General features: G+C 67.4%; 25 protein-coding genes, 3 tRNA genes and 1 pseudogene. 25 read left to right on the top strand and 4 right to left on the bottom strand.

Annotation, left to right across the window (positions count from 1 at the left end; all coding sequences use genetic code 11):
* Position 1 precedes the first annotated feature (1 nt).
* From lexA to FNZ56_RS04570, 6 genes are all read left to right on the top strand, one after another.
* Positions 2–661 (top strand): transcriptional repressor LexA, encoded by a 660-nt coding sequence (gene lexA / locus FNZ56_RS04595; RefSeq protein WP_143878711.1) that lies wholly within the window; start codon positions 2–4, stop codon positions 659–661.
* A gap of 163 nt (positions 662–824) precedes the next feature.
* Positions 825–1,862: a recombinase RecA gene (recA, locus tag FNZ56_RS04590; RefSeq protein WP_143878710.1), complete on the top strand. Its 1,038-nt coding sequence runs from the start codon at positions 825–827 to the stop codon at positions 1,860–1,862.
* A gap of 108 nt (positions 1,863–1,970) precedes the next feature.
* Entirely contained in the window at positions 1,971–2,522 is a 552-nt protein-coding gene (locus tag FNZ56_RS04585; protein ID WP_143878709.1) for a hypothetical protein, read from the top strand.
* 19 nt (positions 2,523–2,541) lie between these two features.
* The gene (locus FNZ56_RS04580) at positions 2,542–2,790 is read left to right on the top strand and encodes a hypothetical protein (RefSeq protein ID WP_143878708.1); all 249 of its coding nucleotides are present in this window, start codon (positions 2,542–2,544) and stop codon (positions 2,788–2,790) included.
* Positions 2,791–2,894: 104 nt separating this feature from the next.
* Positions 2,895–3,251, top strand: a complete 357-nt coding sequence (locus tag FNZ56_RS04575; RefSeq protein WP_143878707.1) for a TfoX/Sxy family protein — start codon at positions 2,895–2,897, stop codon at positions 3,249–3,251.
* Positions 3,248–3,724 (top strand): regulatory protein RecX, encoded by a 477-nt coding sequence (locus FNZ56_RS04570; RefSeq protein ID WP_143878706.1) that lies wholly within the window; start codon positions 3,248–3,250, stop codon positions 3,722–3,724. Before FNZ56_RS04575 ends, FNZ56_RS04570 begins: the two co-directional genes overlap by 4 nt.
* Positions 3,725–3,928: 204 nt before the next feature.
* Here the strand turns inward: FNZ56_RS04570 and FNZ56_RS12965 are convergent.
* Positions 3,929–4,228, bottom strand: a pseudogene (locus FNZ56_RS12965) (class I SAM-dependent methyltransferase); the annotation flags it as partial.
* Positions 4,229–4,614: 386 nt separating this feature from the next.
* On the opposite strand from FNZ56_RS12965, the gene alaS reads away from it, so the two are divergent.
* From alaS to FNZ56_RS04485, 16 genes are all read left to right on the top strand, one after another.
* The gene (alaS, locus tag FNZ56_RS04560; RefSeq protein WP_143878704.1) at positions 4,615–7,275 is read left to right on the top strand and encodes an alanine--tRNA ligase; all 2,661 of its coding nucleotides are present in this window, start codon (positions 4,615–4,617) and stop codon (positions 7,273–7,275) included.
* Positions 7,276–7,404: 129 nt separating this feature from the next.
* A complete protein-coding gene (gene csrA / locus FNZ56_RS04555; protein ID WP_143878703.1) occupies positions 7,405–7,623 on the top strand; it encodes a carbon storage regulator CsrA in 219 nt (72 codons plus the stop codon).
* A 51-nt stretch (positions 7,624–7,674) separates the two neighbouring features.
* A tRNA-Ser gene (locus tag FNZ56_RS04550) sits at positions 7,675–7,767 on the top strand.
* Between the two features lie 69 nt (positions 7,768–7,836).
* Positions 7,837–7,912, top strand: a tRNA-Ala gene (locus FNZ56_RS04545).
* Between the two features lie 19 nt (positions 7,913–7,931).
* Positions 7,932–8,008, top strand: a tRNA-Arg gene (locus tag FNZ56_RS04540).
* Positions 8,009–8,201: 193 nt separating this feature from the next.
* Complete coding sequence (locus FNZ56_RS04535; protein ID WP_246064709.1) at positions 8,202–8,828, top strand: sigma-70 family RNA polymerase sigma factor; 627 nt, start codon at positions 8,202–8,204, stop codon at positions 8,826–8,828.
* A complete protein-coding gene (locus FNZ56_RS04530; protein ID WP_143878702.1) occupies positions 8,825–9,499 on the top strand; it encodes a ChrR family anti-sigma-E factor in 675 nt (224 codons plus the stop codon). Before FNZ56_RS04535 ends, FNZ56_RS04530 begins: the two co-directional genes overlap by 4 nt.
* Positions 9,500–9,559: 60 nt before the next feature.
* On the top strand, positions 9,560–10,516 hold the full coding sequence (locus FNZ56_RS04525; protein ID WP_143878701.1) for an acyl-CoA desaturase: 957 nt from the start codon (positions 9,560–9,562) through the stop codon (positions 10,514–10,516).
* Position 10,517: 1 nt separating this feature from the next.
* Positions 10,518–11,792 carry an NAD(P)/FAD-dependent oxidoreductase gene (locus tag FNZ56_RS04520; RefSeq protein WP_143878700.1) on the top strand — a complete coding sequence of 425 codons (1,275 nt, stop codon included), beginning with the start codon at positions 10,518–10,520 and terminating at the stop codon, positions 11,790–11,792.
* Positions 11,789–12,559, top strand: coding sequence for a DUF1365 domain-containing protein (locus tag FNZ56_RS04515; RefSeq protein ID WP_143878699.1), 771 nt, complete (start codon positions 11,789–11,791; stop codon positions 12,557–12,559). Before FNZ56_RS04520 ends, FNZ56_RS04515 begins: the two co-directional genes overlap by 4 nt.
* The gene (locus tag FNZ56_RS04510) at positions 12,556–13,818 is read left to right on the top strand and encodes an SAM-dependent methyltransferase (RefSeq protein ID WP_143878698.1); all 1,263 of its coding nucleotides are present in this window, start codon (positions 12,556–12,558) and stop codon (positions 13,816–13,818) included. Before FNZ56_RS04515 ends, FNZ56_RS04510 begins: the two co-directional genes overlap by 4 nt.
* A gap of 1 nt (position 13,819) precedes the next feature.
* On the top strand, positions 13,820–14,359 hold the full coding sequence (locus FNZ56_RS04505) for a DUF2878 domain-containing protein (RefSeq protein ID WP_185970794.1): 540 nt from the start codon (positions 13,820–13,822) through the stop codon (positions 14,357–14,359).
* On the top strand, positions 14,356–15,138 hold the full coding sequence (locus FNZ56_RS04500; protein ID WP_143878696.1) for a DUF1295 domain-containing protein: 783 nt from the start codon (positions 14,356–14,358) through the stop codon (positions 15,136–15,138). Before FNZ56_RS04505 ends, FNZ56_RS04500 begins: the two co-directional genes overlap by 4 nt.
* Positions 15,135–16,217 (top strand): SAM-dependent methyltransferase, encoded by a 1,083-nt coding sequence (locus tag FNZ56_RS04495; protein WP_143878695.1) that lies wholly within the window; start codon positions 15,135–15,137, stop codon positions 16,215–16,217. The genes FNZ56_RS04500 and FNZ56_RS04495 overlap by 4 nt, the downstream gene beginning before the upstream one ends.
* Positions 16,214–16,750, top strand: coding sequence for a lipocalin family protein (locus tag FNZ56_RS04490; protein WP_143878694.1), 537 nt, complete (start codon positions 16,214–16,216; stop codon positions 16,748–16,750). The genes FNZ56_RS04495 and FNZ56_RS04490 overlap by 4 nt, the downstream gene beginning before the upstream one ends.
* Before the next feature lie 28 nt (positions 16,751–16,778).
* Positions 16,779–18,152, top strand: a complete 1,374-nt coding sequence (locus FNZ56_RS04485; protein ID WP_143878693.1) for a cryptochrome/photolyase family protein — start codon at positions 16,779–16,781, stop codon at positions 18,150–18,152.
* Between the two features lie 19 nt (positions 18,153–18,171).
* Here FNZ56_RS04485 and rnd read toward each other — a convergent pair whose 3' ends face one another.
* Positions 18,172–19,293 (bottom strand): ribonuclease D, encoded by a 1,122-nt coding sequence (gene rnd, locus FNZ56_RS04480; protein ID WP_143878692.1) that lies wholly within the window; start codon positions 19,291–19,293, stop codon positions 18,172–18,174.
* Between the two features lie 110 nt (positions 19,294–19,403).
* Here rnd and FNZ56_RS04475 point away from each other — a divergent pair, with 110 nt between their 5' ends.
* Genes FNZ56_RS04475 through FNZ56_RS04465 form a run of 3 tightly spaced genes read left to right on the top strand, consistent with a single transcriptional unit; the run spans position 19,404 to position 22,645 of the window.
* The gene (locus tag FNZ56_RS04475) at positions 19,404–21,251 is read left to right on the top strand and encodes a formylglycine-generating enzyme family protein (RefSeq protein ID WP_246064705.1); all 1,848 of its coding nucleotides are present in this window, start codon (positions 19,404–19,406) and stop codon (positions 21,249–21,251) included.
* Between the two features lie 25 nt (positions 21,252–21,276).
* Positions 21,277–22,185, top strand: coding sequence for a M48 family metallopeptidase (locus FNZ56_RS04470; RefSeq protein ID WP_143878691.1), 909 nt, complete (start codon positions 21,277–21,279; stop codon positions 22,183–22,185).
* A gap of 31 nt (positions 22,186–22,216) precedes the next feature.
* The gene (locus FNZ56_RS04465; protein ID WP_143878690.1) at positions 22,217–22,645 is read left to right on the top strand and encodes a hypothetical protein; all 429 of its coding nucleotides are present in this window, start codon (positions 22,217–22,219) and stop codon (positions 22,643–22,645) included.
* A 60-nt stretch (positions 22,646–22,705) separates the two neighbouring features.
* On the opposite strand, the gene phbB is transcribed toward FNZ56_RS04465, so the two are convergent.
* Both phbB and phaR read right to left on the bottom strand, forming a co-directional pair.
* Positions 22,706–23,446 carry an acetoacetyl-CoA reductase gene (gene phbB, locus FNZ56_RS04460; protein ID WP_143878689.1) on the bottom strand — a complete coding sequence of 247 codons (741 nt, stop codon included), beginning with the start codon at positions 23,444–23,446 and terminating at the stop codon, positions 22,706–22,708.
* A gap of 34 nt (positions 23,447–23,480) precedes the next feature.
* A complete protein-coding gene (phaR, locus tag FNZ56_RS04455) occupies positions 23,481–23,960 on the bottom strand; it encodes a polyhydroxyalkanoate synthesis repressor PhaR (RefSeq protein WP_143878688.1) in 480 nt (159 codons plus the stop codon).
* Between the last annotated feature and the right edge of the window lie 132 nt (positions 23,961–24,092).

Here is a 24,092-nt window from a genome sequence, read left to right as displayed (position 1 = left end):
CATGGACCTGACCGATACCCAGCGCGCAATCCACGCCTTCATTGCCGAGCACATCGAGACCGAGGGCGTGCCTCCTTCGCAGTCCGAAATCGCCCGGGCTTTCGGCTTCAGCGGCGTGCGTGCCGCGCAGTACCACCTCGAGGCGCTGGAAGCCGCGGGTGCGATCGAACGCCGCCCGGGGCAGGCGCGCGGGCTGCGCGTGCTGCAACCGCCGCCGTCGGCGCAGGCCGACCTGCCGCTGGAAGCCGCGATCCCCGACAACGCGGTGCAGTTGCCGGTGCTGGGACAGGTCGCGGCCGGCGCGCCCATCGGCGCGGACATCGGTTCGGAACAGGTGCTGATCCTCGACCGCGTGCTGTTCTCGCCGGCGCCGGATTACCTGCTCAAGGTGAAGGGCGATTCGATGCGCGACGAAGGCATCTTCGACGGCGACCTGATCGGCGTGCACCGGACCCCGACCGCGCGCAACGGCCAGATCGTGGTCGCGCGGCTGGACGACGAGATCACGGTGAAGCTGCTCAAGACCGGCGGCGAACGCATCCGCCTGCTGCCGCGCAACCCGGATTACGCGCCGATCGAGGTGCAGCCGGGGCAGGACTTCGCGATCGAAGGCCTGTACTGCGGCCTGATCAGACCTAGTAACAGCGGGCCGAACCGGTGATCGTCTGTGCGGCATTGTCCGAGTTGCCGGTGCGGCATCGGCCGGCAGATTCAAGCGTTCCGAAGCTCCAGCCTGATTCGTGCCGCGCAGTCGCAGCCTTTGCGATGGCGCGGGCCTAGCCTGATCCCATTCCGAATTTCGACACTAATCCGAGGACACGATGATGGACGAGAACAAGAAGCGCGCGCTTTCCGTGGCACTGGCCCAGATCGACAAACAGTTCGGCAAGGGCTCGGTGATGCGCATGGGCGACCGCGCGGTGGAACCGACCGAAGTCATCGGCACCGGTTCGTTGATGCTGGACATCGCGCTCGGCATCGGCGGCCTGCCCAAGGGCCGCGTGGTCGAGATCTACGGCCCCGAGTCCTCGGGCAAGACCACGCTCACGTTGCAGGCCATCGCCGAATGCCAGAAGGCCGGCGGCACCGCGGCCTTCATCGACGCGGAGCACGCGCTGGACCCGACCTACGCGGCCAAGCTCGGCGTCAACGTCGACGAGTTGCTGCTGTCGCAGCCCGATACCGGCGAGCAGGCGCTGGAAATCGCCGACATGCTGGTGCGTTCCAACGCGGTGGACATCGTGGTCATCGATTCGGTCGCGGCGCTCACGCCGCGCGCCGAGATCGAGGGCGAGATGGGCGACCAGTTGCCCGGCCTGCAGGCGCGCCTGATGAGCCAGGCGCTGCGCAAGCTGACCGGCAACATCAAGCGCAGCAACTGCATGGTGGTGTTCATCAACCAGCTGCGGCACAAGATCGGAATCATGATGCCGGGCCAGAGCCCGGAAACGACCACCGGCGGCAATGCGCTGAAGTTCTACGCGTCGGTGCGGCTGGACATCCGTCGCACGGGTTCGATCAAGAAGGGCGACGAGATCATCGGCAACCAGACGCGGATCAAGGTGGTGAAGAACAAGCTGGCGCCGCCGTTCAAGCAGATCATGACGGAGATCCTGTACGGCGAAGGGATTTCGCGCGAGGGCGAGCTGATCGACATGGGCGTGGACGCGAAGCTGGTGGACAAGTCGGGTGCGTGGTACGGCTACGACGGCGAGCGGATCGGCCAGGGCAAGGAGAACGCGCGCCAGTACCTGAAGGAGAATCCGGCGGTGGCGCAGAAGCTGGAAGCGGCGTTGCGCGAGCAGTTCGTGCCGCAGGAGGCCTCGCGTGGCGAGGACGATGCGGAAGGCGACGACGACTGATCGTCGAAGCCACCAAGGTGTGGAACCCGCAGGGCGGCCGCCTGTTCGTCAGCAGGTGGTCGCCCTGTGTTTTTTGTAGAAAGAGAATCGTATGACTAGGGGTGTAGCGTGGACGAAAAAGCTGCCGAAGCATTGAACACAAGTTTGACTGCGAGCCGCATTCTTTCGCTCGGAGCATCCAGGATTAGTGCGTCGCTTGATGTCTTCTCGGGCTGGCTTCTCGCGGGGTTTGGAGCCACATATGGTTTGCTTCTCGCCAACCTCGGTTCGCTTGCACCATACATCGACACGTCAAATGTAAAATTCGGGGCAATGTATTTCGTAGTTTCGGCAAGTCTTGCTGCTGCACAAAAGCTTATTGCTTCTTATGTGGCAGCTGGTACAGCTGCAGGTGAAGAGGGGCGCGCTACGGGGAAGGAACTGGCAAATAGTCGCGTTCCTATCGATGTTGAAAGCATGTATCAGCAGGTTAATCAGGGTCTTCTGTGGCCTTGGAGTACTTTCAACGCCCGTATGACAGATAAGGCTAGAAAAGGGGACTACGCGGTTATTGGCAGGTTTCACGCTAAAGCCAGTCAAATTCAGACCTATTTGGTGGTATTCCAAGTCATTACCAGTCTTATTTCTGCGGTTTTTCTAATCAATGGAATTTTGGTCTGAGTAATCACTGAGGGCGAATATGAATCTCGATCAATTGCTACAAGAAGTTGCGTCTGGTCGCAGAGGATTCCAGGCAAATGGTGACTCGGTAAACGAGCTTTCGGCTTTTCAATCAATAGCTCAGCTAATAATCGATGCTGGCAACTCTGGCTACCTTCATGGAGTCATTCCTCGCAAAGAATCATTTACTGGCAACGATTTTTACAGTGTCGTAATGGTTAAAGGGTTGACGGATCTCGGGAATCGTCACCTCGATGGCGATATCTAATCGTAGTTCAGTTCATAGGTTGGGCTGAGCGAAGCGATGCCCAACATCTGAGGGCGAGAATTGTTGGGCTTCACCGTGTTCAGCCCAATCTATGGATGCCTAAAATGTCCACCGACACCGACTTCATCGAATACGTGCATGAGCAAGCCGGGCTGGGCGGCTCGCTGACGTCGAAGAAGATGTTCGGCGAGTACGGGATCTACTTCGACGGGAAGATTGTCGCGGTCGCTGCGGACAACAGCCTGTTCCTGAAGCCGACCGACGCGGGTCGTGCGTTGCTGCCGAACGTCACCGAGGCGCAGCCCTGGCCCGAGGCGAAGGCGTGGTTCGTGCTGGATGAATTCCTCGACGACACCGAGTTGCTGCAGCGGCTGATCCGCGCGACCGCGGACGCGTTGCCGGCTCCTAAACCAAAGCCCGCGAAGAAGCCGCGCAAGTCGGCGAAGGCGAAGAAGCAATGAGCGATTCCGCACGCTCGCGCAAGCCGCCACCGACCGCGACGCAACGGGCGCTGGGCCTGCTGGTGCGGCGCGAGCATTCGCGCAAGGAGTTGAGCCGCAAGCTGGTCGCGCGCGGGGTCGAGGCCGACGAAGCCGCCGCCGCGATAGCCAAGCTGTCCGAGGCCGGCTGGCAGGACGATGCGCGCTTCGCGGAATTGCTGGTGCGCAGCCGCGCGGCCAGCGGGCACGGGCCGGTGCACGTCCGCGCGGAGCTGCGCATGCACGGGCTCGATTCCGATGCCGTCGCCGCGGCGATGGAGGGCTTCGACGGCGACTGGAACGCCATCGCCCGCGACCTCGTCCGCCGCCGGCTAGGTGCGCAGGTCGCGAAGGATCCTGCGCAGCAACGAAGGGCTGCCGACCTGCTGCTGCGACGCGGGTTCGCGATGGACCAGGTCCGGGCTGCCCTGGGCGGAGTCGATTTCGACGACTGACTGCGATGGTTCACGGCAGTCGATGGTCGCGATCAGGCACTTGTCCCCGGGCTTGGCCGGATGCCAGCCCATGCTCGACACGACCTCGAGCCGGCAGTTCGGGATGCCGGCGTAGGTCGATTCGTCGATGGTGGAGACATGCGCCGCGATGCGGTCGATTTCCCGGTAAGGGCTGTAGACGAACGCGAAACCGCGGCAGATGCGCCGGATGTTGTCGATGAAGGGCCGGGGATCGTCGAGGTGTTCGATGACGTGGCTGCAGACCACGAAATCCCAGGCGCGATCCGGCAACGCGAACGCATCGCCGACCATGTAGTTGATCCGGGGGAACTGGCTTTGCACCCAGCGCCGACGGATGGGCGTGTAGTCGATCGCGTCGATTTCGAGCCGCGACCAGACGATGTTGTCGGAATGCAGGGTGGCGAGGATGTTTGTCCCCACGCAGGAACCGGCGCCGATATCGATCAGCTTCAGGACGTCCTTCCGCGTGTAATGGCGGAGCATGGCCGCCTGGATCCTCGGCACGAGGTCGACGACGAACTGGGCCGATTGCCCGCCCCAGCCGTATTCGAACGCGGCGACATCCTGCTTGTTGCGGGGGTCCGACGAGAAGGCGAATTGCTTGAGCGCGGCGACGGTGGCATGCCATTCGCCGCAGAATGCCGAGAATTCCGCTTCGGTCAGTTCGGGGCTTTCCGCCAAGGCCTCGCGGAGTGCCCGGGTCGGCTCGAGGAGTTTGGCTTGCGTGTCCTGGCTCATTCGCGCGGGAATTACGGGAAAGACCGTCAGTATACGGTTGGCCCGCGCCCGGCCCGGCGGCTCCCGTCCGAACCGCCGTCGGAACTGACTAGAGCCGGAACCCCGGATCGGCCCTGTAAACTGGCCGGTCTATGAGCACTCCTTCCAAAATCAGCACTGCCGACATCCGCCGGGATTTCCTCGATTTCTTCGCCTCCAAGGGCCACACCATCGTGCCGTCCGCGCCGCTGGTGCCGGGCAACGACCCGACCCTGCTGTTCACCAACTCCGGCATGGTCCAGTTCAAGGACGTGTTCCTCGGCGCGGAGAAGCGCAGCTACGTGCGCGCGGTGGACGTGCAGCGTTGCCTGCGCGCGGGCGGCAAGCACAACGACCTCGATTCGGTCGGCTACACCGCGCGCCACCACACCTTCTTCGAAATGCTCGGCAACTGGTCCTTCGGCGACTACTTCAAGAAGGACGCGATCGCCTGGGCGTGGGAATTGTTGACGCAGGTATGGAAGCTGCCGGCCGAGCGCCTGTTGGTCACCGTCTACCACACCGACGACGAAGCCTTCGAACTGTGGCGCGACATGATCGGCCTGCCGGAGGAGCGCATCGTCCGCATCGGCGACAACAAGGGCGCGCCGTATGCGTCCGACAATTTCTGGCAGATGGCCGACACCGGCCCCTGCGGCCCCTGCACGGAGATCTTCTACGACCACGGCGCGCACATCGCCGGTGGTCCGCCCGGTTCGCCGGACGAGGACGGCGACCGTTTCATCGAAATCTGGAACCTGGTCTTCATGCAGTTCGACCGCGCCGCCGACGGCACGTTGTCGAAGTTGCCCGCGCCCTGCGTGGATACCGGCATGGGCCTGGAGCGCCTGACCGCGATCCTGCAGCACGTCCATACCAATTACGAAATCGACCTGTTCCAGGCGCTGATCAAGAAGGCCGCCGAACTCACGCACACCAGCGACCTCGACAACAAGTCGCTGCGGGTGATCGCCGACCACATCCGCGCCAGCGCTTTCCTGATCGTCGATGGCGTGCTGCCTTCGAACGAGGGCCGCGGCTACGTGCTGCGCCGGATCATCCGCCGCGCGCTGCGTCACGGCTGGATGCTCGGCGTGCGCGAACCGTTCTTCCACAAGCTGGTGCCGACGCTCGATGCGCTGATGGGCGAGGCCTATCCGGTGCTGCGCGAGGGCCGCGCCACCGCCGAGCGCGCCTTGAAGGCGGAAGAAGAACGCTTCGCGGAAACGCTGGATTCGGGCATGCGCATCTTCAACGAGGTCGCGGCGAAGTCGAACGGAACCATCCCCGGCGCCGATGCCTTCCGCCTGTACGACACCTACGGTTTCCCGCTCGACCTGACCCAGGACATGGCGCGCGAACGCGGGATGTCGGTCGATGTCGCCGGCTTCGACGCGGCGATGGCGAAGCAGAAGGAAACTGCGCGCGCGGCCGGCAAGTTCGGCGGTGGCACCGTGCTGCCGGCGGAACTCGTCGCGCAACTGACGCCCACGAAGTTCCTCGGCTACGACTCGCTGACGGCAGGCGGCCTCGAAGTCATTGCGCTGCTGAAGGGCGGCAAGCCGGTCGCCGCGATCGAGGCAGGCGACGAAGCCATCGTCATCCTCGATTCCACGCCGTTCTACGCCGAATCCGGCGGCCAGGTCGGCGACACCGGCGAACTGGACGGGAATACCGATAAGAGCGGGGGCGTGCGCTTCGTCGTCGACGACACGGTCAAGCTCGCCGGGCAGTTCCATGGCCACGTCGGCAGCTTGCAGGCCGGAACGCTGAAAAAGGGCGACCATCTCGTCGCCGCGGTCAATGCCGCGCGCCGCGGCGCCACCGTGCTCAACCACAGCGCGACGCATTTGCTGCACGCCGCGCTGCGCGGCGTGCTCGGCACCCACGTGCAGCAGAAGGGCTCGCTGGTCGCGCCCGATCGCCTGCGTTTCGACTTCTCGCATTTCCAGCCGGTGACCGCGGCCGAACTCGCCGAGATCGAGCGCCGGGTCAACGCCGAGGTTCGCGCCAACCACGAGGGCGAAGTGCGGCACATGGCGATGCAGGAAGCGCTGGATTTCGGCGCGATGGCGCTGTTCGGCGAGAAGTACGGCGAGGAAGTGCGGGTGTTGCGCTTCGGCCCGACTTCGACCGAACTCTGCGGCGGCACCCACGTCGGCCGTACCGGCGACATCGGCCTGTTCAAGATCGTGTCCGAAGGCGGCGTCTCCGCAGGCGTGCGCCGGATCGAGGCGCTGACCGGGCAGGGCGCGCTGGATTACGTGTCCGAGGAAGAACGCCGGCTCGACGATGCGGCGACGCTGCTCGGCGGTAACGTGGGCGAAGTCGGCGACAAACTGCGACAACTGCTCGATCGCCAGAAGAAGCTGGAACGCGAACTCGATGCGCTCAAGGCCAAGGCCGCTTCCGGCGCGACCGCCGACCTCGCCGCGACCGCGGTCGATGTCAACGGCATCAAGGTGCTGGCCGCGCGGCTGGAAGGCTTCGACGCCAAGGCCCTGCGCGATGCCATGGACCGCTTCAAGCAGCAACTCGGCGACGCGGTGATCGTGCTGGCCGGCGTCCAGGACGGCAAGGCCGCGCTGGTGGCCGGAGTCAGCGGCGCGGCGCTGGGCAGGATCAAGGCCGGCGACGTGCTCGCCGACGTGGCGCGGCAGGCAGGCGGCAAGGGCGGCGGCAGGCCGGACATGGCCCAAGGCGGCGGCGAAGACGGTCCGGCGCTGGAAAACGCCTTGGCCGGTGTCGTGCGCTGGGTCACCGATCGCACCTGACCAACTAATGGCCCGTTGCCGCGGGCATTGGTCGCTCGCTATGATCGTTCACGTTTGTAAAGAAGATGTGGGATTCGTCGCCTGGATGCGTCCCGGCACGGGAGTGGCCACCGGCATGGGAGTTGCCAGATGTTGATCCTTACCCGACGCGTCGGCGAGACGCTCATGATCGGCGACTCGGTCACCGTCACCGTGCTCGGCGTGAAGGGCAACCAGGTGCGCGTAGGCATCACCGCGCCGAAGGATGTCGCCGTGCATCGCGAGGAGATCTACCAGCGCATCCACCGCGAGGGCGAATCGGGATCGTCCGCATCTGACGAATCCCCGGATTTGCCGCAGTCGGAGTGAGCCGGTATCCTTCCGCGCCTGCCGCAGGGCCACAGCAGCGGTATGCGTCACGGAGACTTGCCCGAGAGGCCGAAGGGGCTCCCCTGCTAAGGGAGTATGGGGTCAAAAGCTCCATCGAGGGTTCGAATCCCTCAGTCTCCGCCAGTTTTTCGTTGTTTCGTCGTTAGGACGCTGGCACTGCTTCTGGTGCGTCCGTATAATTCGCGGCCTCGTGGGGCCATAGCTCAGCTGGGAGAGCGCGTCGTTCGCAATGACGAGGTCGGGAGTTCGATCCTCCCTGGCTCCACCACGATTCAAACGTTTCATGCGCGCCCGTAGCTCAGTTGGATAGAGCACCAGGCTACGAACTTGGGGGTCGGGAGTTCGAATCTCTCCGGGCGCGCCACTCTCGCTAAAGCCAGCTCTTCGAGCTGGCTTTTTGCGTCCGTCGGCCCGTCGATCCTGCCCTCAGGCATGGCCTTAGGGCGGGCGCGCCACTCTTCGAAACCGGCCTCGCGCCGATTTTCTTTTTTGCCGGCCGCATCCATGCGCCGCGTCCGTGCGTATGCGTACATCGTTGCCCGTTGGTGGAATGTAGGATGGCCGCAAGCTGCAAACCGGAGGATCCGTCGCCGTTCGAGGCGGCCAGGCGCATGTCGACCATGGGTATGCCCGCCAGGGAATCGAAGGACTGGTCATCGGAGATGGCCGCGGTGGCGCGCCGGCGCGACCGTGATTGCTTCATGCGCATCTACCACCACTTCATGCCGCGGGTCTGCCTCTACCTTCGCGGCATGGGCTCGGTCGAGGCAGTGGCCGAGGAACTGGCGCAGGAATCCCTGCTGCGGCTGTGGCAGCACGCGGCGGCCTACGATCCCGCCCGCAGCGCGGTGAGCACATGGCTGTTCCGCATCGCCCGCAACCTGCATATCGACCGGGTCCGCCGCGAAAGCTGGCATGCGCGCGACCGCGAGGCGGAACGGGAAGCCGACCTGCAAGCCGGGCACGAAGGAAGCGCGGCCGAGGACTACGCCGAGCACGTGCAACTGCAACGCCGCATCGACGCCTTGCCGCCGGTGCAGGCGCGCTTGCTTCGGATGTCGTATTTCGAAGCCAAGAGCCACCAGGAAATCGCATCCGAACTCGGAATGCCGCTAGGAACGGTGAAATCCCACCTGCGCAGGGCCTTCCTGCGCCTGCAGGGCGAACTGGGGGGACAAGCATGAACCCGCGCCACCACCTCGATCCGGCCACCGTGCTCGCCCATGCGGCCGGCGCCATCGCGCCGGAAGCCGCGGCCATCGTCGCCATCCACCTGGAGGCATGCGGTGAGTGCCGGCGCGCGGTCGCGCGCGCGGAACGGATCGGCGGCCTGCTGCTGGAGCACCAGCATGTGCATGCCGCGGCCGAGGCGCAATGCGAACGCCTGCGCGCGGACATGCTGGAGCGCCTCGACCGCGAGCCTGCCGCCGCCGCGACGACGCCGTGGCGGGAAGCCGCTTCGGAGCCCGATCCAGATCGCCTGCCCACGCCACTGCATCCGTATTTCGGCAGCAAGTACAGCGGATTGCGCTGGCGCTGGATGGGGCCGGGCCGGCATTTCATCCGCGTGCGCGGGCCCAGCGGCGGCACCTTGCTGATGTTGCGCATCGCGCCAGGCAAGCGCATGCCGGTGCACGGCCACGGCGGCGGCGAAATCACCCAGATCCTGCGCGGCGCCTACCAGGATTCGCTCGGTTGCTTCGCCGCCGGCGACGTCGCCGACCTCGATGCCGACATCGAGCACCAGCCGGTGATCCTGCCCGGGGCCGCCTGCGTCTGCGTCGCCGCGCTGGACGCGCCACTGCGGTTCCCGGGTTGGCTGGCCCGCGCGTTGCAACCCGTCTTCGGGATCTGAAGCCGCTGCATCCGTTTGCCGCGCACGCGCGTATGCATCCGCATGCGAACGGAAATGCGGATGAACGCCAGGCAGGGCTCGGGTGGATCCCCGGATCGTCCCGCGCGGAGCGCCGCGTTGCGATCCTGGTTCGATACCAGCGCCGGCGACCGGCGTACGGGCCCGGCGGACGAAGAACGCATCGACTGGCTGCGCGCCGCGCCCTTCATCGGCATGCACATCGCCTGCCTCGCCGTGGCCTGGGTCGGCGTGTCCGCCACCGCGCTGTGGATCGCCGCAGGCCTGTACACCGCGCGCATGTTCGCGATCACCGGCTTCTACCACCGCTATTTCTCGCATCGCAGCTTCCGCACTTCGCGCCCGGTGCAGTTCGCGTTCGCCGTCCTCGGTTCGGCGTCGGTGCAGCGCGGGCCGTTGTGGTGGGCCGCCCACCATCGGCACCACCACGTGCACGCCGACACGCCGCAGGATCCGCATACCCCGCGCAAGGGCTTCTGGCGCAGCCATGTCGGCTGGTTCCTCACCCGCGCCGGCTTCCGCACCGATCCCTCGCGCATCGGCGACCTGCTCGCGTTCCCCGAACTGCGCTGGCTCGACCGCTACGACACCGCGGTCCCGGTCGCGCTGGCGGTGTCGCTGTACGCGCTGGGCGCGGCGCTGCAGCGCTGGGCGCCGGCACTGGGCACCAGCGGACCGCAACTGCTGGTATGGGGATTCCTCGTGTCCACGGTGGTGCTGTTCCATGCGACGGTGACGATCAATTCGCTGGCGCACCGCTGGGGACGCCGGCGCTACGCCACCCGCGACGACAGTCGCAACAACTGGCTGCTCGCGCTGATCACCTTCGGCGAGGGCTGGCACAACAACCATCATTTCTTCCCGGGCAGCGCGCGCCAGGGTTTCCGTTGGTGGGAAATCGACCTCACCTGGTATGGCCTGCGGGGCATGCAGGCGATGGGCCTGGTGCGCGACCTCAAGCCGGTGCCGGCGTGGGTGCTGGACAAGGCGGGGCGCTGACATGCGGATCGCGGTGGTCGGCAGCGGCATCGGCGGCTTGTCCGCGGCGTGGCTGTTGTCGCGCCGGCATGAAGTGGTGTTGTACGAAGCGAATGACTACCTCGGCGGACACGCCGATACCCACCGCATCGAACTCGACGGCCGCGCCCTGGACGTCGATACCGGTTTCATCGTCCACAACCCGGCGCATTACCCGCTGCTGACGCGGATGTTCGACGAACTCGGCGTCGAGTCGCAGCAGACCACCATGAGTTTCTCGGTGCAGGACGCAGCAAGCGGGCTGGAATACAACGCGACGTCCCTCGACGCCCTGTTCTGCCAGCGCCGCAACCTCGCCTCGCCGCGCTTCTGGGGCATGCTGCGCGACCTCGCGCGCTTCTACCGTGATGCGCCGGCTTTGCTGGAGGGCGAGGCCCCCGGCCCCACGCTCGGCGAATACCTCGCCGCCGGCCGTTATGGCTCGGCGTTCCGCGACCTGCACCTGGTGCCGATGGCGAGCGCGTTGTGGTCGTCGCCGGCGGCCGCGATCCTCGAATTCCCGGCGCGGTACCTGGTCCGCTTCATGGCCAACCACCAGATGCTGCAGGTGGCCGGCCGGCCGCAGTGGCGGGTGGTGCGTGGCGGTTCGCGCCGCTACGTGGAGGCGCTGGCCGCGCGCTGGAAGTTGCGCAAGCGCCTCTCCACCCCGGTGCGCGGCGTGGTACGCAACGCGCACGCAGCCATCGTACGTTGCGATGAGGGCAGCGAACGCTTCGACCAGGTGGTGCTGGCGTGCCATTCCGACCAGGCGCTCGCGCTGCTCGAAGATGCCGGCGATCGCGAGCGCGACATCCTGGGCGCGATCCGCTACCAGGCCAACGAGGCCGTGCTGCACACCGATGCGCGGTTGCTGCCGCGGATGCGCAAGGCATGGGCGGCATGGAATGCGTGGGTGCCGGCCGATCCTGCGCAGGCCTGCACGGTCAGCTACTGCATGAACCTGCTCCAGGGCTTGCCGGGCGACACGCCGCTGGTGGTCACGCTCAACCGCACGCGCGACATCGACCCGGCGCGGATCCTCGCGCGCCGCGAATACCGGCATCCGGTCCACGACCACGCCGCGGTCGCCGCGCAGGCGCGCAAGCGCGAGATCCAGGGCGCCAACCGCACCTGGTTCGCAGGCGCGTACTGGGGCTGGGGTTTCCACGAAGACGGCATGCGCAGCGGCGTGGAGGTCGCGAACGCGCTCGGGGTCGAATGGCCGCGTGCGGGCCTGCTGTCGGAAGCCGCGGCATGAGCGCGCTGGCCAGCGCGATCTACGAGGGCCGCGTGCGCCATCGCCGGCATGCGCCGCGCGAACACGCGTTCGAATACCGCATGGCCCAGCTGTACCTCGACCTCGATGAAGTCGACGAGGCGTTCCGCGGGCGCTGGCTGTGGTCGCGGGAAAGCCGCAACCTCGCCGAGTTCCGCCGTGGCGATTTCCTCGGCGATCCGGCGCAGCCTCTGGCCGAGGCGGTGCGCGACCGCATCGAAGGCGCAACCGGCGAGCGCCCGCGCGGGCCGGTGCGCCTGCTGGCGCACCTGCGCTACGCCGGCTACGGCTTCAATCCGGTCGCCTTCTACTACTGCCACGATGCCGCGGGCGCGCTGCACAGCATCGTCGCCGAGATCACCAACACGCCGTGGAAGGAACGACACGCCTACGTGCTGCCGCTGGCGCGCGCGCAGGCGCGGGGCAGGGCGTTGCAATGGAGCTTCGACAAGGCGTTCCACGTCTCGCCGTTCCTGCCGCTGGACCGGCGCTATGCATGGTCGTTCACCGCGCCGGGCGAGGACCTGCGCGTGCACATGGGCGTGTTCGACGGCGACAGGCGCGAGTTCGATGCGACCCTCGCGCTGGAGCGGCGCCCACTGGACGGGCCGAACCTTGCACGCGTGCTGTGGCGCTATCCGCTGATGACCGCGCAGGTGATCGCCGGCATCCACTGGCAGGCGCTGCGGCTGTGGCTGAAGCGCACGCCGGTCCACGACCATCCTTCGAAACCGGAGACCCGGCGATGAACAGCATCGCGCACGCCCCCGCCGCCGGCTACGGCACGCTCGACCGCTTCCTGCGCGCGCGCCTGCTGCGTCGACTCGACGCATTGCGCGGCGGTGGCGTCGAATTGTCCGATGCGCTCGGCACGCACCGCATCGGCGAGCCCGGGCCGATCGAGGTTCCACGGCTGGCGGTGCACGGCCCCGGCTTCTATCGCGCGCTGGCCCGCAACGGCAGCGTCGGCGCGGCCGAAGCGTACATGGACGGCGCCTGGGACTGCAGCGACCTGGTGGGACTGGTGCAATTGTTGGTGCGCAACCGCGGCCTGCTCGATGCGATGGAACGCGGACCGGCTCGGCTAGGCGGCCTGGCGATGCGCGCGCTGCACGCGCTGCGCCGCAATACCCGCGACGGGGCGCGCCGCAACATCGCCGAGCACTACGACCTCGGCAATCCGTTCTTCCGCCTGTTCCTGTCCGAAGACATGATGTATTCCTCGGCGTTGTACGCCGGTGACGGCGATACGCTCGAAGGCGCCTCGCAACGCAAGCTCGATCGCATCTGCGACAAGCTGCGAATCGGTGCCGACGACCATGTGGTCGAGATCGGCACCGGTTGGGGCGGCTTCGCCCTCCACGCCGCCCGGACCCGCGGCTGCCGGGTGACCACCACCACCATTTCGAGGGAACAGCACGCGCTGGCCTCGCGGCGCGTCGCCGAGGCCGGGTTGCAGGGGCGGGTGACGGTGCTGCTCTCCGACTACCGCGACCTGCGTGGCGAATACGACAAGCTGGTGTCTATCGAGATGGTCGAGGCGATCGGGGCGGAATACCTCGATGCCTACTTCGCCACCCTCGGCCGGCTGCTCAGGCCGGACGGGCTGGCATTGGTGCAGGCCATCACCATCGAGGACCATCGCTACGAGCAGGCGCTGCGCACGGTCGATTTCATCAAGCGCCACGTGTTCCCGGGCTCGTTCATTCCCTCGATCGCGGCGATGCTCGCGGCGAAGAGCCGCAGCACCGACCTCGCGCTGGTGCACCTGGAGGATTTCGGTCCGTCCTACGCGCGCACCTTGCGCGACTGGCGCCGGCGCTTCCTCGCGAACCGCGGGGCGATCCGCGCGCAGGGCTTCGACGAACGCTTCCTGCGCATGTGGGAGTTCTACCTCGCGTACTGCGAAGGCGGCTTCCTCGAACGCACGATCGGCGTCGCGCACCTGCTGATGGCGAAACCGGGTTATCGCGGCGATTCCTACCTGCCCGGGTTGCTGGAGGCCTGAGGTGGCGTCCTGGGCCAACCTGTTCGGCTACCAGGCGACCTGGTTCGCGGTGGCATGGAGCGCGGGCCATGGCCGCGCATGGATCGGCATGCTCGCCTGCATCGCATTCATCGGCGTCCAGTGGCGCTGCTCGCATGCGCGTCGCGCGGACGCACGCGTGGTGCTGGCCGCGCTGGCCTGCGGCCTGCTCGTGGATGGCATCGCCGCCAGGACCGGCCTGCTCGCGTATGCATCCGCGTTTCCCGCCTTGCCGGCGCCGGCGTGGATCGTGTTGTTGTGGTGCGCGTTCGCAATGACGATGAACCATTCGATGGCGTGGTTCGCGCCGCGCCCGTGGCTCGCGGCCGCGTTCGCTGCCGTCGGCGGTCCGCTGGCCTATCTCGGCGCGGCGCGCGGATTCGGTGCGCTTGCCTTCCACGATCCTGCATGGCCGGCGCTGCTTTACCTCGGCTCGGCGTGGGCGATCGCCCTGCCGTTGTTGCTGCGGGCCGCGTCGGGCGGTTCCCGCGCCGCGCGCGCGGCCATTGGAGTGCGCGCATGAGTCCCTGGAAGCAGTTGTTGCTGGTCTGGGCGCTGGCGGCGATCGCGCAGGGCATCGCCTGGGCGCGGCAGCAGCGCACCGCGAACGCGGGGATCGTCGACGTGGCGTGGTCGTTCGGGCTCGGCGCCGCGGCGGTCGTGGCCGCGGCGACCGGCGCGGGCGCGCCCTTGCCGCGCGCGCTGCTCGCCGCGCTCGGCGGCCTCTGGGGACTGCGCCTCGGCCTGCACCTGCTGCGTCGCGTGCGCGGCGAGGCCGAGGATGGCCGCTACGCGCAATTGCGCAAGCGCTGGGGCGCCGCGCCCCTGAAGTGGCTGGGCATGTTCCAGTTCCAGGCGCTGCTGGTTGCGTTGTTTTCGTTGCCGTTCCTCGCGGTGGCGGCGAGTCCGGTCGAACACTGGAACGCGTGGACCATCGCCGGCATCGCGGTATGGCTGGGCAGCGTCGTCGGCGAAACGCTCGCCGACCGCCAGCTTGCGCGTTTCCGCGCGGATCCCGCGAATCGCGGCAAGACCTGTCGCGACGGTCTGTGGCGCTGGTCGCGGCATCCCAACTATTTCTTCGAGTGGCTGCACTGGTTCGCCTACGTGCTGCTTGCGGTCGGATCCCCGTTCGCATGGCTGGCATGGATCGGGCCGCTGCTGATGTACGTATTCCTGCGCTGGATCAGCGGCATCCCCTTCACCGAGGCGCAGGCCCTGCGCAGCCGCGGCGAGGATTACGCCCGCTACCAGCGCAGCACGTCGATGCTGTTCCCGTGGTTTCCCAAGGAGGATCGATGAACGCCACCGCCGATGCGTTCGAACTCGCCAGCGACCGTCCCGCGCCGGGATTGCTCGGCTGGGCCGAACGCGGATGGATTCCCGATGGCCTGCTGCGGCTGGGCATCCGCCGGATGTGCGCGCAACGCTTGCGCGACGAATGCGCAGGCGATCCGGCCGCGGCCGCGCGCCACGCCGCCGCGCTGGTCGCCGAACTGCGGCGCAGCCCGGTGGCGATCCACGCCGACGCGGCCAACCGCCAGCATTACGAGCTGCCGCCGGCGTTCTTCGCGCGCTGCCTCGGGCCGCGGCTGAAGTACTCGGGCTGCTTCTATCCGACCGGGAACGAGACCCTCGCCGAAGCCGAGGAGGCGATGCTCGCGCTGTACGGCGAGCGTGCGCAACTGGCCGACGGCCAGGACATCCTCGAACTCGGTTGCGGCTGGGGCTCGCTGACGCTGTGGATGGCCGAGCGCTACCCGCACGCGCGCATCACCGCGGTCTCCAATTCCGCGCCGCAACGCCGTTTCATCGAGCAGCGCTGCCGCGAGCGCGGCTTCGCCAACGTGCGCGTGCTCACCTGCGACGCGAACCGGCTCGAACTGCCGGCCGCCGCGTTCGACCGTTGCGTGTCCATCGAGATGTTCGAGCACATGCGCAACTACGAGGTGTTGCTCGATCGCATCGGCGGCTGGTTGCGGCCAGGCGGCAAGCTGTTCGCGCACATCTTCTGCCATCGCACGCTGCTGTATCCGTTCGAGACCGAAGGCGAGGGCAATTGGATGGGGCGGCATTTCTTCACCGGCGGCCTGATGCCCGCGGCCGACACCCTGCTGTGGTTCCAGCACGCGCTGCGGATCGAGGATCGCTGGCTGGTCGACGGCACGCACTACCGGCGCACCGCGAACCACTGGCTGCAGCAACAGGATGCGCATCGCGCCGAACTCCTGCCGATCCTGCGCGAGGCCTATGGCGACGCCGCGCACCTGTGGTTCCAGCGCTGGCGCATGTTCTGGATGGCCTGCGCCGAATTGTTCGGCTACGACCACGGCCGCGAATGGATGGTCGCGCACTACCGCTTCGCGAAGGAAGCCGCATGAAACCGCGTTTGGCCTGGATCCCGCTCGTGGCTGCCGGGCTCGCGGCCTGCGCCACGCACCCGCCGACGATCCCGCCGGTCGCGTCGGTCGACCTGCCGCGCTTCATGGGCGACTGGTACGTGATCGCGCACATTCCCTCGCGGCCCGAGCGCGAGGCCTACGACGCGGTCGAGTCCTATCGCCTCGGCGAAGACGGCCGCATCCGCACCACGTTCCGCTACCGCAAGGGCGGGTTCGACGCACCGCCGGAGACGATGGAACCGGTCGGCACGGTGGTGCCGGGGACGCACAACGCCGTCTGGGGCATGCAGTTCGTGTGGCCGGTCAAGGCCGAGTACGTGATCGTCGACCTCGCCCCGGACTATTCGCGCACGATCATCGGCCGCAGCAAGCGCGACTACGTGTGGCTGATGGCGCGCACCCCGAGCCTGCCCGAGTCCGAACTCGAGTCCGCGATCGCGCGCATCGGGGCGCTCGGCTACGACACCACGAAGTTGCGGATGGTGCCGCAGTCCGCGGCCGCGAGCCGTTGACGGCGCGCGAGCGAGCGATGCTGCGCGCATGAACCGCGGCATCTTCTGGTTCCGGCGCGACCTGCGCCTGGCCGATCATCCGGCGCTGGATCGCGCGTGCCGTGCGCACGACGAGTTGCTGCTGCTGTACATCGACGAAGCCGGCGAACCCGCGGCCGATGCGAGCCGCGCCTGGTTGCGCAAATCGCTGGCCGCGCTCGGCGCCGACATCGAACGCCGCGGCGGGCGCCTGCACCTCCTCGCCGGGGAGGCGGAAACCCTGCTGCCGATGGCCGCGGCGGCGTGTGGCGCGAACGCCGTGCACGTCTCCGCGCTGCACGAACCGGCGGCGGACGCGCGCGATGCCCGGCTGGCGGCGACGCTCGCGGGCAATGGCGTCGCGCTGCGACGTTCGGCCGGGCGGCTGCTGGGCGATCCCGACGCGGTGTTGGGCAAGTCCGGCGCGCCTTACAAGGTCTTCACCCCGTTCCTGAAGGCGGCGATGCCCGGCTGGCGCCTGCGCGAACGCCCGCCGCCGGAGCGCCTGGCCTGCGTGCCGTTGCCCGAAGCATTACGCCGCTTCGGGGCGACGATCGCGCCGCCGCGGCCGGCGTGGGACTACGGGTTCTGGGACGCGTGGTCGCCAGGCGAGGCGGCTGCGCGCGAACGCCTGCACGAATTCCTCGACCGGCTCGACGACTATCCCGAGGCCCGCGACCTGCCGGCGGTCGACGGTACGTCGCGGTTGTCGCCGCACCTGCATTTCGGCGAGATCGGCCCGGGACGCGTGCTCGCCGCGGCGCGCGAGCGCGGCGGAGCCGGCGCGGACAAGTTCGCCGCCGAACTTGGCTGGCGCGAATTCGCCTATTACGTGCTGCACCACTGGCCGCGCAGCATCCGCGAGAATTTCAATCCGCGCTTCGATGCGATGGGCTGGCGCGAGGACGCGGCGGGGCTGGAGGCATGGAAACGCGGCCGCACCGGCGTGCCGCTGGTGGATGCCGGGATGCGCCAGCTGTGGCACCAAGGCTGGATGCACAACCGCGTGCGCATGGTGGTCGCCTCGTGGCTGACCAAGCACATGGGGCTGCACTGGACGCACGGCGCGGACTGGTTCCTGCATGCGCTGGTCGATGCCGACCTCGCCAACAATGCGCTGGGATGGCAATGGGTCGCGGGCACCGGCGTGGATGCGGCGCCGTATTTCCGGGTGTTCAACCCGGTGACGCAGTCGCGCCGGTTCGACCCGGATGGCGATTACATCCGGCGCTGGGTACCGGAATTGCGCAGGCTCGACGCCAGGGCGATCCACGCGCCGTGGGAAAGCGGCACCTCGCCGAACGGCTATCCGCCGCGCCCAATGGTGGATCTCGCCAAGGGCCGGGCGGAGGCGTTGGCGCGGCTGGCCGACACCATGCGCTGAGCGTCGCGGCGATCGGCGATCAGGCGGTTGCGGGCTTGCCCGCGTCGGCGGCCAGCAAAGGCGCGAGCACCGGCTCGAGCTGGCCGCGACGCCAGCCCGCGAGCATCGGCGGCCATTGCTTCTGTTCGAGCAGCGCCTGCAGCCATCGGCGCGAGGCCAGCACGCCGTCGGGCAGCGCGAGTTCGCGGCTGCGTTCGGCGACCGCATCCTGCAGCCGGCGCAAGGTCTTGCGGTCGCCTTCGTCGTCGCGCGCGAGCGGCATCGTCGCTTCGTCCGCGAGCGGCGTGGACAGCGCGTCCCAGATCGCGTTCGACAGCCGCAACGGCGACTTCGGGCGCGATTCCAGCAACCTGCGCAGCGCATCGGCGTCGGCGGGCGGATTCTTCGCCAGCAGCACCGCGAGTTCCCCATCGAGGATCCAGTTGCGCGGGCGGTCGCCGGCGCGCGCCTGCGTTTCGCGCCAGCGCAGCAGCCGCAGCAGGCGCCGTTGCGCGTCGGCATCGAGGAATTGCGCCGCGCGCAGCGCGAGGTGCGGCCACGGGTCTTCGCCGCCAGCGTCGGCGGCATCGACCAGGCGCGCGCAGTCCTCGCGCAGCCAGTCGCCGCGTCCCAGCGTTTCGAGCCGGGCATCGAGCTGGTCGTGCAACGCGAACAGGTGGCGCACGTCGTCGGCCGCATAGTCGAGCTGTTGCGGGGACAGGGGGCGGCGCATCCAGTCCGAACGCGTCTCGCCCTTGTCGACCGCGATGCCGAGTAGGTCCGAGACCAAGCGCTGGTAGCCCATGCCGGCGCCGACGCCGCACAGCGCGGCGGCGATTTGCGTATCGAACAGCGGTTTTGGAACGCAACCGCAGGCGTGCTGCAGCGCGACCAGGTCCTCGCTCGCGCTGTGCATGATCTTCGACACCGAAGCGTCGCGCAGCAGCGACGCCAGCGCGGCGGGCATGCCGGGGACGAGCATGTCGACGAGCAGGATGTCCTCGCCGGTCGAAACCTGCACCAGCGCGAGCTGCGGCCAGTAGGTGCGTTCGCGGATGAATTCCGTATCCAGACCGACACGGTCGAGGCCGGCGCGATCGCTGCAGCAGGCGAGCCGTCGCGACAGTTCCGCGGGGTCGTCGATCCAGTGGGTTCCGGCCATGTGCTTCGCATCCATTCGGGCGCAGGGTAGCGAGGCCGTGGCGAACCGGCAAACGAGTTGCCGCCGCACGGCACCTGACCTACCGTGCGCGGAGGATCGCAGGAGGCCGCTTGCGCGCGAAACCCGCCATCGTCGCCATCTTTTTCGCACTCGCCGCATGCGGCCGGGTGCCCGAGCCATCGCAGGCCGTGGGTGCGGCAGCTGGGGCGAAGGCGCCGCGCGGCAGCGGCGAAGTCACCATCGCCGGCGACGACAGCATCGCGGCGATGCTGACCTGGGCACCACCTGCGGTCGAAATCGACGACGGCAACCTCGCCGCGCAGCGGCGCAAGGCCGCGCGCGCGCTGGCGAAGGGACGTCTTTTCGAGGACGCCGATGCGGCGATCCCGATCGACCTCGCGATCCTGCACCTGCATGCCGACGACGCGCAGGCGCGCGACAACCTGCGACGCTCGGTTTCGAAACTTCTGGCGAAAGGCGATGCCGCGCTGGCGAAGGCCGACGAGGATTTCGGCGCGCTGCGCGACGCGCACCAGGTTGCCGCGGTGGCGCGCGTGTCCGCGTCGGGCACGAAGGACGTCGAGGCCTACCTCGCGCGCGTGGACATCGCCGACCAGGCATGGGACTTCAACCGGCAGGCGGAAGCGGACCTCGCTGCGGGACGCTTCGGCGTGCAGGGCGGCGGTGCGCTCGGCGGGTTCCGCGAAGCGCTGCGCTTGCGCCCGAAGCAGGAACGCGCGACCCGGGGCATTGCCGCGGTCGAAAGCGGCGTAATCGGCCGCGCGGAGGAAGCCGCGGCCAAGGGCGACTTCACCGGCGCGTGGCGCTGGCTCGGGCTCGCGGCCAGCGTGCGCACGGACAGTCCGGCGATCGCCGCGGCGCGAATCCGGCTGGAGCAGGTGCAAACCGACACCATCGCACGCCTGCGCGACCAGGCGATGGCGGTGCTGCCGGCAGTCGACGGCGTGGCCAAGGCACGCGGCCTGCTGGCGGAAATCCTGCGCATCGCGCCGGCGGGCGATCCGGTGGCCGGCGACTTGCGCGTGGAGATCGAACGCGTTTCGCACTACGGCCGCTTCCACGACGCTGGGCAGTCATTCAGCGATGCGATGGAGGTCGGCGGGCGCGGGCCGGACATGGTGGTGGTACCGCATGGCGGCTTCCGCATGGGCGCGGCGGCGAACGAGGAGGACGCCAGCAACAGCGAAATGCCACGGCACTACGTGCGCTTCGAGCGCGGCTTCGCGATGGCGCGCACCGAAACCACGGTCGCGCAGTTCGGGCAATTCGTCGCGGCGACCAACTACCGCACCCGCGCCGACAAGCGCGGCGTATCGCTGGCCTACGATGCGCACAGCGGCAATTTCGCCTTCCGCAACAACGTCGACTGGCGTTCGGATTACGCCGGCAATCCGGCCGCGCCCGACCTGCCGGTGGTGCACGTCAGCGCCGGCGACGCCGAGGCCTACGCGAAATGGCTCAGCCAGCAGACCGGCGCGCATTACCGATTGCCCAGCGAATCCGAATTCGAATACGCGTCGCGTGCCGGTGGTGAGGCCCGCTACCCCTGGGGCGATGGCCCGCCGACGCGCAGTACCGCGAACGTCACCGGCGGGCTCGACGTTTCCCCGCAGGGACGGCGCTGGAGCAACGCCTTCGCCGGCGTCGCCGACGGCTACTGGGGGCCGGCGCCGATCGGCCGTTTCCGGGCCAATGCATTCGGCCTTCACGACATGGACGGCAATGTCAGCGAATGGGTGGGCGATTGCTGGCACGATGGCTATCGCCGCGCGCCCGCGAACGGCGAAGCCTGGCTCAACCCGGGCTGTCGCACGCGGGTGGTGCGGGGCGGATCGTGGTCGAGCGGGCCGGCGCAGTGCCGTTCCGCCTGGCGCACGCCCGCGCCGGTGGATACCACCAACGCGCACATCGGGTTTAGGCTGGTGCGCGACCTCTGACGACGATGGACCGGGGAGAGACGTAATGCGACAGGACCCATTCGACGGACAGGCCTACGGCGGGCAACAACCGCAACGGCGCGGCATCGGCATCAGCCCGCGCCTGCTGATCCTGGTGCTGTTCGCCGGTTACGCGGCGTACTACTGGTTTTCCAACCGCAGCACCGATCCCTACACCGGCGAGACGGTGACGATCGACAAGAACATCTCGCCCGAGGACGAGAAGGCGCTCGGCCTGCAGGCCTACCAGGAGATCCTGCAGCAGGAACAGCCGGTCGATCCGAATTCGCAGATTTCGAAGCAGGTGCGCGAAATCACCCAGCGCCTGATCGCGAAGATCCCGCAGGTGGAGGACGCGCTCGCCGCCGAACACGGGATGCAGGCGCCGCACATCGAGAAGTCGTTCGACTGGGACGTGAACGTGCTGCAATCCGACCAGGTCAACGCGTTCTGCCTGCCGGGCGGCAAGATCGCGGTCTACACCGGACTGGTGCCGGTGGCGCAGAACGCGGATGCGATGTCGATCGTGCTCGGCCACGAGATTTCGCACGCGTTGCTGCGGCACGGTGCGCAGCGCATGACCCAGCAGAAGCTGGAGCAGGTGGGGCAGATGGCCGGCGCGATGAGCGGCATGAGCCAGCAGAGCATGCAGGCGGTGATGGCGGTGTACGGCTACGGCCACTCGTTGCCGTACGCGCGCAAGCAGGAAACGCAGGCGGACGAGATGGGGCTGATGCTCGCGGCCGCGGCCTGTTTCAATCCGCAGGAGGCGATTCCGCTTTGGGAGCGCATGGATTCGCAGGGCGGCGGGCAGGCGCCGCCGGAATTCGCTTCCGACCATCCGAGCGCGGGCACGCGCATCCAGGACCTACAGCGGCTGATGCCGAAGGCGATGGAGTATCGGCAGAAGTTCTGCGGGGCTTCCGCTCAGTAAAATTTTCTTCTTTCTTTACTTGGGGATGGCGATGCGAGGCTCCAGCTTCTTCCTGGCGGTGTTTTTGTTCTTGATGTCACCAATTGCTTGCGCCGCAAAACTCGAAAACCTTGATTCCGCCGTTGCCCTCACGGACCAAGTGATGAGGCTTGTTTCTTCAGGAGACCTGAAAGGAGGTTTCGACCTCATGAAGCCTTATGCGGTTGTTCCTCCTGCGGAAATCGATGCGGCGTCAGGGCAAGCGGAACTGCAGAAGCCGCTTTTTTTGGCCCGTTTCGGAAAAAGCATCGGCTATGAGCTCATCCGAAAAGACGAGGTCGGTTCATCCGTGGCGCAAGTGATCTATCTGCAGAAGTTCGAGAAACACGCAATGGTCTGGCGTTTCATTCTTTATCGAGGGAACGACGGATGGACGGTGAATTCCTTCAAGTTTGTCGACGACATCACGACTGCATTCTGATGGGAACAACGAAAAAACGGGCCACTAGGCCCGTTTTTTCGTTGCAAGAGGCGGCGTCGATCAGAACGACATGAACAACCCGCCGTTCACCGGGATGTTCGCACCGGTGATGAATCCCGCATCGTCGGCGGCGAGGAAGGACACCGTGCGCGCGATTTCATCGGGTTCGCCAAGTCGGCCCACGGGCACGTTCGCCACGATGCCGGCGCGGATGTCTTCCGGCAACGCCATCACCATCGCGGTGGCGCAGTAGCCCGGCGACACCGAGTTGACGGTCACGCCCTTGCGCGCCACCTCGCGCGCCAGCGACATGGTGAAACCGTGCATGCCGGCCTTGGCCGCGGCGTAGTTGGTCTGCCCGAACTGGCCGGTCTGGCCGTTCACCGAACTGATGTTGACGATGCGCCCGAAGCCGCGCGTGGCCATGCCTTCGACCGCGGGCCGGCACAGGTTGAACACGCCGCCGAGGTTGACGCCCAGCACCGCGTCCCATTGCGCCTTGTCCATCTTGCGCAGGGTGCCGTCGCGGGTGATGCCGGCGGCGTTGACGAGGATGTCGAGCGATTCGTGTTCGGCTTCGATGCTGCGAACCAGTTCGCCGCAGGCATCGAAATCGCGCACGTCCAGCGGCGCGAAGCTGATGTCGAGATCGTTCGTCGCATCGCGGAACGCGGCGATGCGTTCCTCGTTGCCCGCGAGGTCGGCCGCGACCACGCGGCAGCCGTCCTGCGCCAGCCTGCGGCAGATCGCCGTACCCAACCCGCCCACGCCGCCCGAAACGACGGCCACGCGCTTGCCCATCGGATGCTTTCCCCTTTCGAATCTTCGCGGGCGATCAGCGGCGCCTGGCGCCGGCCCGGTCCTTGGGCGGCGACGGCGGTTCGCCGCCGGCCGCGTTCTTCTGCAGGTCGTTCCAGAACTGCAGGTTGCGTTCGGTGAGCTGGTTCATCAGCGCCCACGGCGATTGCCCGAGCACGCCGCCGAGCTGGTTGCGCAGCTGTCCCTGCTGTTCGAGGAACATCTGCATCGAACGCTCGAGGTAATTGCCCATGAAGCCCTGCAGCGAATCGCCGTAGAAACGGATGATCTGGCTGAGCAACTGGGTCGAGAGCACCGGCTGCCCGTCCTGTTCGTGCTCGGCGATGATCTGCAGCAGGATCGAGCGGGTGAGATCCTCGCCGGTCTTGGCGTCGCGCACCTCGAAGTCCTCGCCGTCCACGATCAACTGGCGGACATCCTCGACCGTGATATAGCTCGAGATCTCGGTGTCGTAGAGGCGGCGGTTCGGGTATTTCTTGATGACGCGGACTGCCATGCGGCCGTTTCCCCCGGGCGTTTGCCCGAGCATGGCGCAGTGCAGCACGGCTTGCAACTGCCGGGATTTCCGTGCGGTGGGGTGTGGTGGGAACGTGTTTGCTTTTCCTTCTCCCCGTTGCCGCGGGGAGAA

The sequence above is a fragment of the Lysobacter lycopersici genome, from assembly GCF_007556775.1.
In the GTDB taxonomy this organism is placed as follows: domain Bacteria; phylum Pseudomonadota; class Gammaproteobacteria; order Xanthomonadales; family Xanthomonadaceae; genus Pseudoluteimonas; species Pseudoluteimonas lycopersici.
This window is presented reverse-complemented; position numbering and strand designations above follow the sequence as displayed.